Raw genomic sequence first — 15,056 nt, forward strand, 5'->3', positions numbered from 1 at the left:
TTGGAAACCAGCTCTCAACGCCTTCGCCATCACCTTCCACGACCGCTGGCCGAACGCAGAATCCTACTAATGAAAAACGCCGGAAACACCGTTACCGAGACACTCGCGCGACAGAGTCTGTGCAGCCTTGACCCGACGCCGTCGGCTGATGAACGAGTAGGTCAGAGACACCGCGAGCGCCCCGAAGATCGTCGCCGAGATCGGATCAGTCACAAAGATACCGAAGCTGCCGTCGGATATGAGCATCGACTGCCGAAACGACCGTTCCAGGATCGGTCCGAGAATGAAGGCCAGTACGAGCGGCCCGGGGTCGAAACCGGTCTTGATCATAATCCAGCCAAAAACACCGAAGATCAACACCACCCACATGTCGAACGGGTTGTTATTGATCGAGTACACGCCCACCATGACCACCATGAGCGCGAAGGTCGCAAGGATGCCCGTTCTCACCCGCAGCATCTGAATAAAGATACCGATCAGTGGGATATTGAGAATCACGAGCATCACGTTGCCGATGTACATCGACGCAATGACGCCCCAGAAAATGTCCGGCCGATCTTCGATCAGCGACGGGCCGGGTGTGATCCCCTGCAGCAGCAATGCCCCGTAGAGCATTGCGAGCACCACGTTGGACGGGATACCGAGAATCAGCAACGGTATGAAAGCGGATGTCGACGACGCGTTGTTCGCTGTCTCTGGACCGGCAACCCCCTCAATCGCTCCGTTGCCAAACCGTGACGGGTCTTTCGCTCGGCGCTTCTCGAGCGCGTAGGAAGCGAGGGATGAAATAACCCCACCCCCTCCGGGCAGAACGCCGATCACGAAGCCGAGCAGTGAACCGCGTGCGATGGCGCCGGAGGAGTCCCGAAAATCCTTGCGTGACGGCCAGATGTTCTTGATCTTCGTCGTGATCGCCTGCGCCTTTTCGGTGCGTTCGAGGCTGTGCAAGAGCTGGCCGACGCCGAACAGGCCCATCGCGATCGCCACGAAGTCGAAGCCGCCGAGCAGGGAGGGAATCCCGAAGGTGAAGCGGGCCGTGCCCGTGATCGGGTCCTGACCCACGGTCGAGAGCAGCAGGCCGATCGCTGCCATGCACAGGCTCTTCATCGTGGAACCCGTGCCGAGGGACGTCACCAGAAAGAGCCCGAGTACCATGATCGCGACATAGGAGGCGGGGCCCACTGCGACGGCGACCTGCGCCAGCACGGGCGCGAGAAATGTCAGCCCGATGATGGCGACGGTGCCGCCGATGAAGCTGCCGATCGCGCTGATTCCGAGCGCGGGGCCCGCGCGGCCCTGCTTGGTCATCTGATACCCATCGAAGGTGGTCACCACGGATGCCGCCTCCCCCGGAATGCGCAGCAGCACCGAGGTGATCGTTCCGCCATACATCGAACCGTAGTAGATGCCCGCGAGCATGATCACGGCACTCGTGGCGTCCATCGTGTAGGTGATGGGCAGCAACAGCGCGATCGTGGCCGTCGGGCCGAGGCCCGGAAGCACGCCGATGGCGGTGCCGATGACCACACCCACAAAGACGAACAGCAAGTTCATGGGCTCGAAGGCAACAGAGAATCCGAGACCCAGGTTGTTGAAGGCGTCCATGTCACATTCCGATCAGTCGGGTGATGGTGCCCGCGACGATGTCGTCGGGAAAAGGAACACCGAGCAGAACCGCGAAGCCCACATAAAAGACGGCGGTGCCGCCACCGGCGAGCGTGAGGGCGAGCCGCCAGGATTCCTCGCCGAACACCCGCAGCCAAAGAAGAAGAAGCAAGAAGGCGGGCACGACGAAGCCGATCGCCGTGAAGAGAAGGATGAAGACCACGAGGCTCAGCACGCCGCCCACGAGCAGTGTCGTCCGCCGCGTCCACTTCTCGTAGGCCTCAATATCGGGAATGACGATGAGTATGGCCGCCGAGATCGAGACCGCGATCGAGACCACCAAGGGCCAGAGCCCCGGCCCGGGGTTGGTGAGTTCGCCCAGTCCGAGACGCCAGGATCCGATCACGGCGGCGACCCCGGTAGCCAGCAGCACAACAGGGACGAGTCGGAAGCGGCCCTGGTACCGGCCAGCCGTTGCGAACGGAGCAGGCTCGGCGACTTGGACGGCCTCGAGGGTGTCCTCACTCATTCTTGTCCAAGGATGGGTTCGTAGAGTCTCTGCATGTCAGCGAAGACCTTATCGAGGGCTGCTGCGCCGCTGAACTCCGCCGGAACGAACATCTCGCCGATCTGGTCGATGACAGTCGCGTCTTCCGAGCAGGTCTTGAGTTCTGACTCAAGGGTGGACACGATGGAATCTGGCATGCCCTTCGGTCCCATAACTCCAAAAACGGACACCGCGTTGACCAGCTCAGGGAATCCCAGCTCGGCCAGGGTAGGCACGTCCGGGTACCAGTCCGCCCGTTTGGGGCTGCTCACCGCGAGCGGCACGAAAGAGCCCTCGTCGATGCGCGATTGCACGTCTTGGTGGTCGGTGATGAAAAGCGCATCCACGTGACCCCCGAGCAGGCTGGTGGTCATCTCCGCATTGCCCACGGCGGGAACGGCAATCACCTCAATGTCGTATTCCTCATATAGCCGCTGCAGCTCGATTGCCGCAGAGGTGGTCGCGCCCGGAACGGCAACACTGAGCTTGCCAGGGTTCTTGTCAGCCGCCGCAAAGAAATCATCGGCGCTCTCATAGGGAGAATCCTCACCGACAACCAACACGGTCGGCATCTGCGCCATCACACCAACCGAGGTGAAGTCTTCGATGCTGTAGTTGAGCTCGTTAATCATCGGATTCATCACCAGCGGGCCGTTCGTACCGAGCGTGAGTGTGTAGCCGTCAGGTTTGGCGCTCGATACGTCCTGCATGGCCAGTCCACCGCTACCGCCCGGCTGGTTCTCGACGACAAATGTCTGCCCGAGCCCCGCCTCGAGGCAGGAGGCGAAAGCGAGGGCCGTCACTGTGGACGGCCCTCCCGCCGCAAACGGCACCACGAAGGTAACGGGTTTCGACGGGTATCCGCCTTCGGCCTCCTGCGCCCCGGCAGAGCCGGAGGCGCTACAGCCCACGAGGCCCATCATGGCCAGTCCGGCGAGCGCGGGTAGGAATACAACAGTGTTCTTCTTCAAAGCTGACCTCATTGTCATCTGTTTGGTGCCTCATGGCGGAGTAATTAGCGCAGTAATTCGCGTCAGCCCATTTCACTCTTGCAGAATCATAAATCCATTTCCAATACTATTTTGGGGTCGGATTGATACCCGTGGCATATAAAAGTGTGTCAGGGTTTAGACCCGTTCGAGCAACATCGCCGTTCCCTGGCCGAGCCCCACGCACATCGTGGCCAGCCCCCTGCGGGCGCCCTCGCGTTCCATGCGGCCCATCAGGGTGATCGCGATCCGTGAGCCCGATGAGCCGAGTGGATGCCCGAGGGCGATCGCCCCGCCATCACGATTCACGACCTGCGTGTCGAGCCCGAGGCGCCGAATACAGGCCAGCGCCTGCACAGCAAAGGCCTCGTTGAGCTCGATCGCTCCCAGATCATTGACAGACCACCCCACGTGTTTGAGCACCTTACGGGTGGCCGGCACGGGTCCAATTCCCATGATCTGCGGCGGCACCCCTGCCGATGCTCCGTGCACGATTCGGGCGCGTGGCGTGAGACCCAGCCGTTCAATGGCACTCTCACTCGCCACGATCACGGCAGAGGCTCCGTCATTGAGCGAGCTCGAATTGCCCGCCGTCACGATTCCGTCCGGCCGCACGACCGAGCGCAGGCCCGCGAGGGTCTCGAGACTCGTGTCCCGACGCGGCCCCTCATCGTGCTCTACCAGACCCTTCTTCGTCGCCACCGGAACGATCTCGGCCGCAAAACGGCCGCCATCGATGGCCGCGGCGGCCCGCTCGTGGGAGCCAAGGGCAAAAGCATCCGCGTCTTCGCGGGTGATGCCATCGACACGGGCGAGCTCCTCGGCCGTTTCCGGCATCGAGAGAGTGGTCGTCGAGGCAAATTTCGGGTTCACGAATCGGGCACCGATGCTCGTGTCAGCGATCTCGCCCGGTCGTCCGAAGGCCTTGTCCGGCTTGGCCAGCACCCACGGCGCCCGCGACATCGATTCCACCCCGCCGGCCACAACGACGTCGGCGGCTCCGCTCTTGACCATCTGCGAGGCGAGGATGATGGCACTCAGGCCCGAGGCGCACAGGCGGTTGACGGTGAGCCCGGGGATCTCGTCGGGAAAACCGGCGAGCAGGCTCGCCATGCGCGCCACGTTGCGGCTGTCTTCGCCGGCCTGGTTGGTGTTGCCGAGAATTACCTCATCGATCACGGCGGGGTCGATGCCGGTGCGGTGCACAAGCTCGCCGAGTGCAAGAGCCGCAAGATCGTCCGAGCGGATGCTTGACAGTGCTCCGCCGTAGCGGCCGACGGGAGTGCGCACCCCTCCCACCAAAAAAGCCTCGGCCATCACCGTGCTCCCCCATTGATGTAAAGCGTTTGGCCGGAGACATAGGAGGAATCGTCGCTCGCGAAGAATGCGATAGCGGCTGCGACCTCGTGCGGTGCCCCGACCCGGCCGAGCGGCGTGCGCTCGGCGACCGCTTTCTGGTGTTCCTCCGCGGTGCTGCCGACCCGCTCGGCGGTGGCCGCGGTCATCGCCGTGGCGATGTACCCCGGTGCGACCGCGTTGACGGTGATGTTGAACGGCCCGAGTTCGAGGGCGAGCGTAGCCGTCAGCCCCTGAATCCCTGATTTGGCCGCCGCGTAGTTCGCCTGTCCCCGGTTTCCGAGCGCCGAGCGGCTGCTGAGACTCACGATCCGGCCGTAGCGGGCGGGAACCATAAATTTCTGCGCGGCCTGAGCGCAGAGGAAGGCACTCGTGAGGTTGGTGACGAGCACCGAATCCCAGTCGGCACGCCCCATCTTGAACAGCAAGTTGTCGCGGGTTATGCCGGCATTGTTCACAAGAATGTCGAGTCGACCGGCGCGGGCGAAGACCTGGCTGAAGGCTTTTGCTACCCGGTCTTCGTCGGTGACGTCGCACACGAGACCACTAGCCGACCCGCCCGCCGCGACAACGGCCTCGGCTTGAGAGATCTGCTGGGCCGTTTCGGCCGCGCGCTCTCCATTCAGATCAAGGATGGCCACGTGCGCGCCTTCCGTTGCGAAGCGCAGTGCCGTCGCCGCCCCGATACCCTGCGCGCCGCCGGTAATGACCGCGACCCTGTCGGTGAGCCTATTCATGAAATCTCCCTGCTTGGTCTGTTGTGGGACGCTCGCGGGCCGGAGGCTCATGCGAACGCCGAAATTCCGGTGATGTCGCGGCCGATCAGCAACGATTGGATCGAGTCCGTGCCCTCGTAGGTGTGCACGACCTCCATGTCGGTGAGGTGCCGAGCCACGTGGTTTTCGAGCAGCAGGCCGTTGCCGCCGAGCATGTCGCGGGCCTCCTGGCAGATCCACCGCCCCTTCTGGGCCGTGTGCATTTTGGCGAGGGAAGCCATGGCCCCGGTCATCTTGCCCTGGTCAGCGAGCGTGGCCAGCCGAAAGCAGAGGAGTTGCATTGCGGTGAGCTCCGCGAGCATATTGGCAAGTTTGTTCTGCACAAGCTGAAAGCTCCCGATGGGCTTGCCGAACTGAACGCGGGCGCGGGCGTATGCAACGGCGGCCTCGTAGGCGGCGATGCCGTGTCCCAGAGCCTCCCACGAGGCCCCGCCACGGGTGGAATTGAGCACCCGAACGGCGTCCGCGAAGGAGTGGCCGTTCACGAGCTTATTTTCGGCGGGAATGCGCAGATTCGTGATCGTGATGTCCGGCTGCAGGATGGCCCTTTTGCCGACCTTGCCCGTGATGACGGAGGCTTCGTAACCGTCGGGGAAGGAGCCGTCGCTGTTCTTCTCCATGACGAAGGCCTTGACCTTGGCGTCGGATTCATCGCGCGCCCAGATCACCACGACGTCAGCGAAACTCGCATTTCCGATCCAGCGCTTGGCTCCGTTGAGTACGTAGTGCGCTCCCTCGAGTCGCGCACTCGTTTCGAGCGCTACCGAATCGGATCCGTGGTTGGGCTCGGTGAGTCCGAACGCGCCCACGAGGTCGAGCGCCGCGAGCCCGGGTAGCCAGCGCTGCTTCTGCTCCTCACTACCGAGCATGTTGATCGTGCCCATGGTGAGACCGGACTGGACCCCGATGAAGGTGTTGATAGACCCGTCAGCGCGGGACATTTCGAGGGACACCATTCCGGCGCCCAGGCGGCTCAGCCCGGGGCATCCGTAGCCCTCGATCGTGCCGCCCACGATTCCGAGTCTGGCGATCTTCGGAACCAGCTCGAAGGGGAACGCGGCGCGATCCCAATAGTCATTGATGATGGGGAGCACTTCCGCGTCTGCGAAGGCCCGCACCTTGAGGCGGATGGCGCGCTCCTCGTCACTGAGGAAGTCGTCGACCAGATAGTAGTCACTATTTATGACTGTGTCAGTGTTGATGGCGGTGTCGGTCATGCTGTGCCTTTCTGTTGTTGCCTCTGCGGCATTGCATCGGCGATAAACCAGCGGTCGAGCGAACTGCGCTCCTCGGCATCGAGCAGTCGAGCCGTCCCGTGCACTGGGTGCACGGGAACCATCACGGTCGAGGCATCCAGTACCGGGTGGCCGGCCTGACTTCCTGAATAGTGCAGGGTGTACGACGTGGATCCCACCCGGGAGACCCACACGTCGATCTCGACGGCGGGGCCGAACTCGATCGGGCGGCGAAAGCTGAGCTGCAGCGCGGCCACGACCGTCGGGGAGTCGACGTGGTCGTAGCCCGTGAGCGCCTGCGCCCGCCACGCCAGCCTGGCTTCCTCGAGCAGGGTGGCGACACGCGCGTTATTGACGTGGCCATTGAGATCCTGGTCGCTCCACCGCACCGCAACCCGGGCACGGAATGGCTCAGTCAACGAGCTGCGCCTCGCGTGTGGCAAGCCAGGAGCGCACGAGGGCGGAACTCTCGTTGAGTTTCGGCGGAGCTAGATCGTAGCTCACCGGGGTCTGGGAGAATTTCACCGGATGCCGCACCGTGGGAATGCGGCGATCCCCGGTTCCCGCCAGCACGACCGGCTCAAGGCCGAGCTTTTCGGCGAGCTCGATGCCGCCCTTCACATCCTGGATCGGCGCACACGGCAGGCCCAGCTCGGAGAGAAACTCGAACCACTCCGCGGCCGAGCGCCGGGCGAGCTGACGCTGCAGGATCTCCCGCAGCGGGCCGCGATGCGCGTTGCGGGCCTGAGGCGAGTTGAAGCGGGCATCCGTCGCCGCCTCCGTGATGTCGAGCGCCGCGCACAGCTTCGTGAATTGGGGATTGTTGCCCGCCGCAATGATGAGCATTCCGTCACCAGTCGGCATCGGCTCATAGGGGTAGAGGCTCGGGTGCTCATTGCCCATGCGGGTAGGAATGACCCCGCCCGTGACGTAGGCGGCAGACTGGTTGACCATCCCGGAGAGCGCGGAAGAGAGCAGGTTGAGTTCCACACGCTGCCCACTGCCGGTGAGGTCCTTGTGGTGCAGGGCACCCAGGATGCCCATACCGGCGTGCAATCCGGTGATCACGTCGAACATTGCGAGCCCCGCGCGGTAAGGCTCGGTGTTCTGGCCGCCGGTGAGGCTCATCATGCCGGACACGGCCTGCACGAGCAGGTCGTAGCCGGGAAGCCCGGCCCCCGCTCCGGTGCCGAATCCGGTGATCGAGGCGTAGATTACCTCGGGGTTCCGTGTCACAACCGAGTCGTAGTCAAGGAAGAACCGGTCGAGGCCACCCGGTTTGAAGTTCTCCACCAGCACGTCGGCCCGCGCTGCGAGCTCATGGGCCACCGCGCGGTCGGCCGCGTCGTTCAGGTCGAGCGCGATCGAGTGCTTGTTGCGGTTGACCGAAAGGTAAAACGTTGCCTCGTCGTCGCGCACCGGCGGGATCCACCCACGGGTGTCATCGCCCTGCAGACTCTCCACTTTAATGACGGTGGCACCCATGTCGGCGAGCAGCATGGTGCAGTACGGGCCGGCAAGAACGCGGCTGAAGTCCGCCACAATGATTCCGCTCAGTGGCCCGCTTCCCGGTCGACCGAAAATCCTGTGCAGCCTCGTTGCTGCGCCAGATTCATCCATTGAATGACTCCTTGTTCGTCTGTCGTGCCTCCACAGTCGCAAACGGAATTACTCCCTGTCCAATATCAATTACGCCTTCAATTGATACTCCCAGGGCAATAGTGCATAAATCATTGACAGTTTCATGCGCCTATCGAAATAGTTGAAGCATGGAAATCCAGCAAATTCGTGCGTTCCTGGCCGTGGCCGAGGAACTTCACTTCGGCCGCGCTGCCGCAAAACTCTTTATGGCGCAGCCCCCATTGAGCCGGGCCATCCAGAACCTGGAGCGCGAGCTCGGAACCCTGCTCTTCGCCCGCAGCACCCGTTCGGTGCGTCTCACGCCGGCGGGTGAAGCGCTCGTGCAGCCAGCCACAGACATCCTCGACGGCGTGCGTCGGGCGGGGGTCGCTGTGTCGTCGGCGGGAAAGGGCGAGACCGGCCGGGTGCGAGTGGCCTTCGCTGGAGCATCATCACACGTCATGGTGGGCACACTCGCCAAACTCGTGCGCGCGACCCACCCGGGAATCGACTTCGAGCTCTACAGCTCTAACTTCGCCACCCCCGCGCTCGACAAGGTGATCAACCAGGAGATGGAGATCGGACTGGGACGGTGGAACTTCATCCCGGCCGGCATCAAACATCGGGTGATCGCCTACGAGAACCTCGTGATCGCGATCCACTCCAGCCATCCACTCGCCGATCGACAGTCCGTTTCCATGAAAGATCTCGTCGGCGAACACTTCGTAACGTTGCCGCAGGACCCCGGCGCGATCCTGCGCGACTACCTCATGCGACTGGCCAGCACGGCCGGCTTCGTGCCCTCCATCGTGCAGGTGGCTCCCGACACGTGGACGCTCGTCTCGCTCGTCGCGGCCGAGATCGGCGTTGCACTCACCGTCTCCACGGTGGCCGAAAACGTGCACTACCCCGGCGTTGTTTTTCTGCCCCTCGATGACGAAATGGCGCCCATCCTCTTGCAGCTCGTGTGGCGCGCCGACAATGACAGCCCGGCACTGCGCGAGGTCCTGCGACTCTCTGAAGAGGTACTCCCCACTCCACCCGTGATTCCCACCACCGAGATTCATGCTGAATAGAAATAATTCCGCCCCCGATTTGGTATTGGATCGTGAATAGATTTACTGGCACAGTCGAGAGCGTGGCGCTGGCCACCCAGCGCGCAAACTCGGCAAAGGAGCCACTCATGCCCGCGACCACCTCGGATATTCTGAATCTCGACGGGCTGCTGAGCGCAGCCGAACTCGAACTGCGTGACACGGTTCGGACCTTCGTACGGGAGAGAATCGGGCCGTATATTAAGGACTGGTACGAATCGGCGCACTTCCCGCTCGAGATCGTGGAACAGATGGGCGCCTTCGGGCTGCTCGGCATGCACCTCACCGGCTACGGCTGCCCCGGCCGGTCGAGCGTGGAATATGGCCTGGCCGCCATGGAACTCGAAGCCGGCGACTCCGGCCTGCGCACCCTCGTGAGCGTGCAGGGTTCGCTCGCCATGAGCAGCATCCACAAGTGGGGCTCCGAGGAGCAGAAGAACCAATACCTGCCCGAGATGGCGGCCGGCCGGCTGATCGGATGCTTCGGACTCACCGAACCGACCGCAGGTTCCGACCCGTCGAGCATGGCAACGACCGCCCGCCGGGATCACACCGGGGGCTGGATCCTCGAGGGATCCAAGCGGTGGATCGGCCTCGCATCCGTTGCCCAGATCGCGATCATTTGGGCCATGACCGACGAGGGCGTGCGCGGTTTCATCGTGCCCACCGACACACCTGGCTTCACTGCGACGCCGATCGAGGCGAAACTATCGATGCGGGCCTCCATCCAGTGCGACATCCTGCTCGACGACGTTCGGCTTCCCGACAACGCGCTACTGCCGGGAGCGCGCGGCCTGAGCGGACCGTTCGCGTGCCTGAATGAGGCCCGCTATGGCATCATCTGGGGTGCGATGGGCGCCGCGCGGGACAGCTACGAGGTGGCCCTGGCGTATTCCCTCGAACGCATGCAGTTCGACAAGCCCCTCGCGGCGTACCAGATCACTCAGGTCAAGCTCGTGAACATGCTCCTCGAGATCCAGAAAGGCACGTTGCTCGCCATCCACACCGGTCGTCTGAAGGACGCCGACGTGCTCGAGCCCGTGCAGATTTCGCTCGGCAAGCTGAACAATGTGCGGGAGGCCCTCAAGATTTGCCGTGAGGCCCGATCTATTCTCGGCGGTAACGGCATCACCCTGGATTATTCGCCATTGCGGCACGCGAACAACCTTGAGTCCGTGCGCACTTATGAGGGAACCGACGAAGTGCACACCCTCATCCTCGGCAGCCACGTCACCGGCATTCCGGCCTTCCGGTAGACGGTTATCGTGCAGAAGTCCCACAGAAATCTTCTGCTGCCCTCTGCGGCCGTCGCTCTCGCCGTCGCTCTCGCCGGCTGCCAGGCCGGCGCGACGGGCGGCGGCGAAACCTACCCGTCACAGCCGGTTACGGTACTCATGCCGTACGCGGCTGGCGGCCCGTCCGATCTCACCGCCCGGTCGATTTCGTCCTGCCTCGGCGACGGTTTCGGCGAGACCTTCGTGGTGCAGAACAAGGCGGGAGGCAGCGGGGCGGTCGCCATGCAGGAACTCGCGAGTGCGAAGCCCGACGGCTACACCCTCGGCTTGGGCACTGCGGGGACGCTCGTAATGACCCCGATGGTGAACTCCCTGGCCTATTCTCTTGACGACTTCACCCCAATCGGCGTGATGGCCGAGAACCCCACACTCATCGTCGTCGGTGACGATTCCCCCTACGAGAACGCGGAAGCGTTCTTCGCGGCGGCCGAGAAACGTCCGGGCACCCTCACGATGGGCGTACCCGGAGCAACGAGCCCGGCCGCGATCGAACTCAAGCGCCTCAAAGACCAATACGACGTCGAGGTCGTGGCCGTGCCCGCAACGGGAAATGCCGAGATGACTACGAACCTGCTCGGGGGTCACGTCGATGCGCTCTTCATCAACGATCACCCCGACGTTATCTCCCGCATCGATGAGGGCTCATTTCGGGCCCTGGCCGCGACGACGCCCGAACGGCTACCGTGGCTGCCGGAGTTGCCGACGCTTGCGGAACTCGGCTTCACCGATCTCGTGGATGCGACATCCGTCTTTGGACTGTTCGGCCCTCACGATCTGCCGACACCCGTGGCGAACGCGCTCGAAGGCGCACTCGAGGCGTGTCTGACTGACCCCACGGTGCTCGAGCAGCTCGGGGAGAACCTCGTGCCCGCCAAGTTTCAGGGCGGCACAGCCCTCGGCGAGAGTCTGGCCGCGATACAGGCCCTGTACCGGCCGATCCTGGGGGGCTGAGTCGTGCGCGAAATCCATGGCCTCACCGAGCTAGCGGCACTCGTGGGTGAGGAGCTCGGCGTGAGCGAGTGGCACACTGTGACGCAAGATCAGGTGCAGGCTTTCGCCGATTCGACGGGCGACCAGCAGTGGATCCACGTTGACCCTGTTGCGGCTGCGGCCGGACCATTCGGCCGGACCGTGGCCCACGGGTACCTGACGCTATCGATGATCCCGTACCTGACCAAGCAGGTGTACCAGGTCAACGGGCTGCTTATGGTCGTGAACTACGGGCTGAACAAGGTCAGATTTCCGAGCGCAGTACCCGTGGGCTCGCGCGTGCGCGACCGGCTGACACTCGTGTCGGTGACGGCATCGGAGCGAGGTCACCAGGCCGTCGTCCGCCACCACATCGAGATTGATGGTGCGGACCGCCCCGCCTGCGTCGCCGAAACGGTGTCACTGCTGGTCGAATAGCCAGCCGATTCCGGCGCCCCCGCCGAACGAGAGCACCGAAACCACGTAATTCCTTGGTAGTCGATCATACATAAGGAACCCAAATGTATGTGTATCCATCCATGGTTTTACGTGTCTGCAGCCGGGAGGCTGGCTGAGAGTGATCGTCATCACCGAAAAGCAAGGAGGCTTTACGATGACCCAAGCCCTGAGTCAGCCGCCAGTCAACGCCCCGCAGAAAACCCCGAAATCACGGATAAAGCGCGTGGTCGCCGCGTCCATGGCCGGCACAGTCGCCGAGTGGTATGAGTTCTTTATTTACGGTACGGCCGCGACTTTGGTCTTCGGTTCCCTGTTTTTTCCTAAAACGGGGAATCCATTGGACGGGATCATTGCGGCCTTTGCCACGTACGCGGTCGGCTTCCTCGCCCGGCCTCTCGGAGGCATGGTTTTCGGTCATTTTGGTGACAGGTATGGACGCAAGAAGCTGCTGCAGTTCAGCCTCCTCCTGGTCGGCGCAGCGACGTTCCTCATGGGCTGCCTGCCTGGGTTTCAGGAGATCGGCTACTGGGCGCCCGCACTGCTGGTGCTCTTGCGGTTTCTTCAAGGTTTTGCCGTTGGCGGTGAGTGGGGCGGCGCCGTGCTGTTGGTCAGCGAGCACAGTCCGCAAAATCAGCGCGGATTCTGGGCCAGCTTCCCCCAGGCTGCCGCACCGGTCGGCAACGTGCTGGCGACCGTCGTCATGCTCGGGCTTTCCTGGACCTTGGACCAGTCCTCGTTCATGGCCTGGGGGTGGCGGATCGCATTCTGGCTCTCGGCACTGATCATCTTTGTGGGTTACATGATTCGCCGTACGGTCGAAGATGCACCGGTTTTTATCGAAGCGATGCGCAAGCAGCGGGAAGCCCAGCGCGAAGCAGCAACCCTGCGGGAGGTCCTGCGCACTTACCCTGCCCAGATCACCAAGGCGCTGATCATGCGCATCGGGGAAAATTCCTCTTATTACCTCATGATCGTCTTCGCCATCACGTACCTGACCGTCCACGTCAAGGTTGAATACTCGACTGTCCTGTTGGTGCTATTCGTGGCCAACATCGTCCAATTCTTCGCCATGCTCGGAGGCGGATGGCTCTCGGACAAGATCGGTCGCAAACGCACCATCGGTATCGGGTACGTGGGCCTATTGGTCTGGGCATTGACGTTCTTTCCGGCCTTGGACAGCGGCAACTTCTGGGCCATCCTCGCCAGCACTACCTTTGGGCTGACCGTCCAGGCCGCCGCGTATGCACCGCAGGCAGCCCTGATGTCCGAGATCTTCCCGACACGCATGCGTTACTCGGGATCCTCATTTACCTACCAGATCGCCACCATCTTCGCGGGCTCCGTGGCCCCGATGATCGCCACACTGCTGCTGAACCAGTTCAACAACACTCTTCCGATCGTTATCTACGTCGTCGGGATCCTCATCATTTCTACCGTGGCATTGTCCATGCTCAAAGAAACACGTGGACTGGATCTCTCCTCCCTCGACCGGATACACGAGAACGAATTGGCCCGCTAACTTACCGCACCGCAGGCCGTGGACCCGCTGCTACAGCGGCTCCACGCCCATTTTCAAGAGAGATTCCGCCCGCCATGAATACGAACGAACAGCTTACGGAGCGCACCCTCGCCATGGGATTGAACAGGCCCGTGGCGGTAGTAACCGGAGGGAACGGATCGATCGGCCGCGCCGTTGCCGAACTCTTCCTCGGCAAGGGGATGCGCGTCGTCTCGGCCGATCGCCAGCCCCCACCGCAAGATGCAACGCCATCCGGCAATGACTTGCAGATGCACTACGAAGCCGACAATAGAGAAGGGGCGCAGAAACTGGTCGAGGCGCTGCCTGATGACGCGGCGATTCAGCACCTTGTCTTGGCCGCTGGGATCTATCCAGAACGTGAGTTCGCCCGCATCAGCGAGGTTGAGTGGCAGGACTGCCTCGACATCAATCTCACCGCCGTCTACCGCCTGCTCATTGCGACGCTGCCCCGGCTGGCTCCGGATGCCTCCATCGTTTTGATCAGTTCCATCGCTGGACTGCGGGGAAGCAAGGGCCATGCCCACTATGCGGCGAGTAAAGCCGGACTGCTTGGGCTTATGCGATCCGTGATGTGGGAGCTCGGCGGGCAGCGGCGCATCAACACTGTATCTCCGGGCATCATTGAAAACCGTATGACACAGTCGCTCCGCGACGGCGCAGGCACGACGATTCTCACCGGCACGCCGCTGGGCCGATATGGAACTCCGGCAGAAGTAGCCGCAGTCATCGACTTTCTGTGCAGCCCCGGCGCCTCCTTCGTCCACGGCGAGAACATCAGCGTCAATGGTGGGTTCTATGTCAACTGAGAATCGGCCGGCCCCCTTGAGGGCTGTGGTGACCGGCGGAAGGTCCGGCATCGGCCAGGCCTGTACCGACGCACTGCTGGACCAAGGGTATCGGGTAGCAGTTTTGGACATCTCCAATGACACCGCCTCCCAGATCGACTCCGACACACAGGCGCAGTTGCTCAATCTGCGCTGCGATGTCCGCGATCGCCAGGCCGTCTTCGAGGCATTCGCCGCAGTACAGGACCAATGGGGAGGATGTGACGTGCTAATTAATTCGGCCGGAATCGCACGCCCCGGCCCGAGCGAGACACTCCTGCCGGAGGACTGGAACGTTATGGTCGACGTCCACCTGACGGGCGCCATGTGGGCATGCCAGGCGGCTTTTCCTGCCCTGGCCGCCAGCGACCGGGCGGCCATCGTTAACATTTCCTCGGTGGCTGGGCGCATGGGAATGCCCCACAGGGCGAGCTACAACGCGGTTAAGGCCGGCATCGAGGGCCTTACCCGATCACTGGCGGTCGAGTGGGCCCCGCACGGAATCCGGTGCAACGCCGTCGCCCCTGGATATGTCGATACCTCCTTCACTCAGCTTCTGGAGGAATCAGGCCAATTAGACAAGGCTCCGATTGTGAGTCGCACGCCTCTACACCGGTTTGCGCACCCAACCGAAATTGCTGAGAGCATCCTATTCCTGGCTTCCTCGGCGGCGTCGTTCGTCACGGGCCACACCCTCGTTGTCGATGGAGGATTAACGATCGACGGCGCTTGGTACGAATAGCCCTT

At 62.7% G+C, this 15,056-nt stretch carries 15 protein-coding genes; 7 read left to right on the forward strand and 8 right to left on the reverse strand.

The window, feature by feature from the left end:
• Window positions 1–66 precede the first annotated feature (66 nt).
• The 8 genes from E3T38_RS04595 to E3T38_RS04630 form a co-directional block, all read right to left on the reverse strand.
• On the reverse strand, window positions 67–1,605 hold the full coding sequence (locus tag E3T38_RS04595) for a tripartite tricarboxylate transporter permease (protein ID WP_134546617.1): 1,539 nt from the start codon (window positions 1,603–1,605) through the stop codon (window positions 67–69).
• A 1-nt stretch (window position 1,606) separates the two neighbouring features.
• The gene (locus tag E3T38_RS04600; RefSeq protein WP_134530562.1) at window positions 1,607–2,134 is read right to left on the reverse strand and encodes a tripartite tricarboxylate transporter TctB family protein; all 528 of its coding nucleotides are present in this window, start codon (window positions 2,132–2,134) and stop codon (window positions 1,607–1,609) included.
• On the reverse strand, window positions 2,131–3,123 hold the full coding sequence (locus E3T38_RS04605) for a tripartite tricarboxylate transporter substrate binding protein (RefSeq protein WP_198417296.1): 993 nt from the start codon (window positions 3,121–3,123) through the stop codon (window positions 2,131–2,133). Before E3T38_RS04605 ends, E3T38_RS04600 begins: the two co-directional genes overlap by 4 nt.
• A gap of 156 nt (window positions 3,124–3,279) precedes the next feature.
• On the reverse strand, window positions 3,280–4,458 hold the full coding sequence (locus E3T38_RS04610; RefSeq protein WP_134546619.1) for an acetyl-CoA C-acyltransferase: 1,179 nt from the start codon (window positions 4,456–4,458) through the stop codon (window positions 3,280–3,282).
• Entirely contained in the window at window positions 4,458–5,234 is a 777-nt protein-coding gene (gene fabG, locus E3T38_RS04615; protein ID WP_134546621.1) for a 3-oxoacyl-ACP reductase FabG, read from the reverse strand. Before fabG ends, E3T38_RS04610 begins: the two co-directional genes overlap by 1 nt.
• A gap of 47 nt (window positions 5,235–5,281) precedes the next feature.
• Window positions 5,282–6,490: an acyl-CoA dehydrogenase family protein gene (locus tag E3T38_RS04620; RefSeq protein WP_134546623.1), complete on the reverse strand. Its 1,209-nt coding sequence runs from the start codon at window positions 6,488–6,490 to the stop codon at window positions 5,282–5,284.
• Window positions 6,487–6,927: a thioesterase family protein gene (locus tag E3T38_RS04625; protein ID WP_158252490.1), complete on the reverse strand. Its 441-nt coding sequence runs from the start codon at window positions 6,925–6,927 to the stop codon at window positions 6,487–6,489. The genes E3T38_RS04620 and E3T38_RS04625 overlap by 4 nt, the downstream gene beginning before the upstream one ends.
• Window positions 6,920–8,128, reverse strand: a complete 1,209-nt coding sequence (locus tag E3T38_RS04630) for a CaiB/BaiF CoA-transferase family protein (RefSeq protein WP_134546624.1) — start codon at window positions 8,126–8,128, stop codon at window positions 6,920–6,922. The genes E3T38_RS04625 and E3T38_RS04630 overlap by 8 nt, the downstream gene beginning before the upstream one ends.
• Window positions 8,129–8,277: 149 nt before the next feature.
• On the opposite strand from E3T38_RS04630, the gene E3T38_RS04635 reads away from it, so the two are divergent.
• The 7 genes from E3T38_RS04635 (at window position 8,278) to E3T38_RS04665 (ending at window position 15,051) form a co-directional block, all read left to right on the forward strand.
• Window positions 8,278–9,204, forward strand: coding sequence for a LysR substrate-binding domain-containing protein (locus tag E3T38_RS04635; protein WP_134546632.1), 927 nt, complete (start codon window positions 8,278–8,280; stop codon window positions 9,202–9,204).
• 107 nt (window positions 9,205–9,311) lie between these two features.
• Complete coding sequence (locus tag E3T38_RS04640; RefSeq protein ID WP_134546634.1) at window positions 9,312–10,478, forward strand: acyl-CoA dehydrogenase family protein; 1,167 nt, start codon at window positions 9,312–9,314, stop codon at window positions 10,476–10,478.
• A gap of 9 nt (window positions 10,479–10,487) precedes the next feature.
• Window positions 10,488–11,468 (forward strand): tripartite tricarboxylate transporter substrate binding protein, encoded by a 981-nt coding sequence (locus tag E3T38_RS04645; protein WP_198417297.1) that lies wholly within the window; start codon window positions 10,488–10,490, stop codon window positions 11,466–11,468.
• A 3-nt stretch (window positions 11,469–11,471) separates the two neighbouring features.
• Window positions 11,472–11,924: a MaoC family dehydratase gene (locus E3T38_RS04650; protein ID WP_134546636.1), complete on the forward strand. Its 453-nt coding sequence runs from the start codon at window positions 11,472–11,474 to the stop codon at window positions 11,922–11,924.
• A 139-nt stretch (window positions 11,925–12,063) separates the two neighbouring features.
• Entirely contained in the window at window positions 12,064–13,464 is a 1,401-nt protein-coding gene (locus tag E3T38_RS04655) for an MFS transporter (protein WP_304562550.1), read from the forward strand.
• A gap of 74 nt (window positions 13,465–13,538) precedes the next feature.
• Window positions 13,539–14,291, forward strand: a complete 753-nt coding sequence (locus E3T38_RS04660) for an SDR family NAD(P)-dependent oxidoreductase (RefSeq protein WP_134546638.1) — start codon at window positions 13,539–13,541, stop codon at window positions 14,289–14,291.
• Window positions 14,281–15,051 carry an SDR family NAD(P)-dependent oxidoreductase gene (locus E3T38_RS04665; RefSeq protein ID WP_104126684.1) on the forward strand — a complete coding sequence of 257 codons (771 nt, stop codon included), beginning with the start codon at window positions 14,281–14,283 and terminating at the stop codon, window positions 15,049–15,051. The genes E3T38_RS04660 and E3T38_RS04665 overlap by 11 nt, the downstream gene beginning before the upstream one ends.
• The last annotated feature ends 5 nt before the right edge of the window (window positions 15,052–15,056 follow it).

This window comes from Cryobacterium sp. Hb1 (assembly GCF_004403585.1).
Taxonomy (GTDB): domain Bacteria; phylum Actinomycetota; class Actinomycetes; order Actinomycetales; family Microbacteriaceae; genus Cryobacterium; species Cryobacterium lyxosi.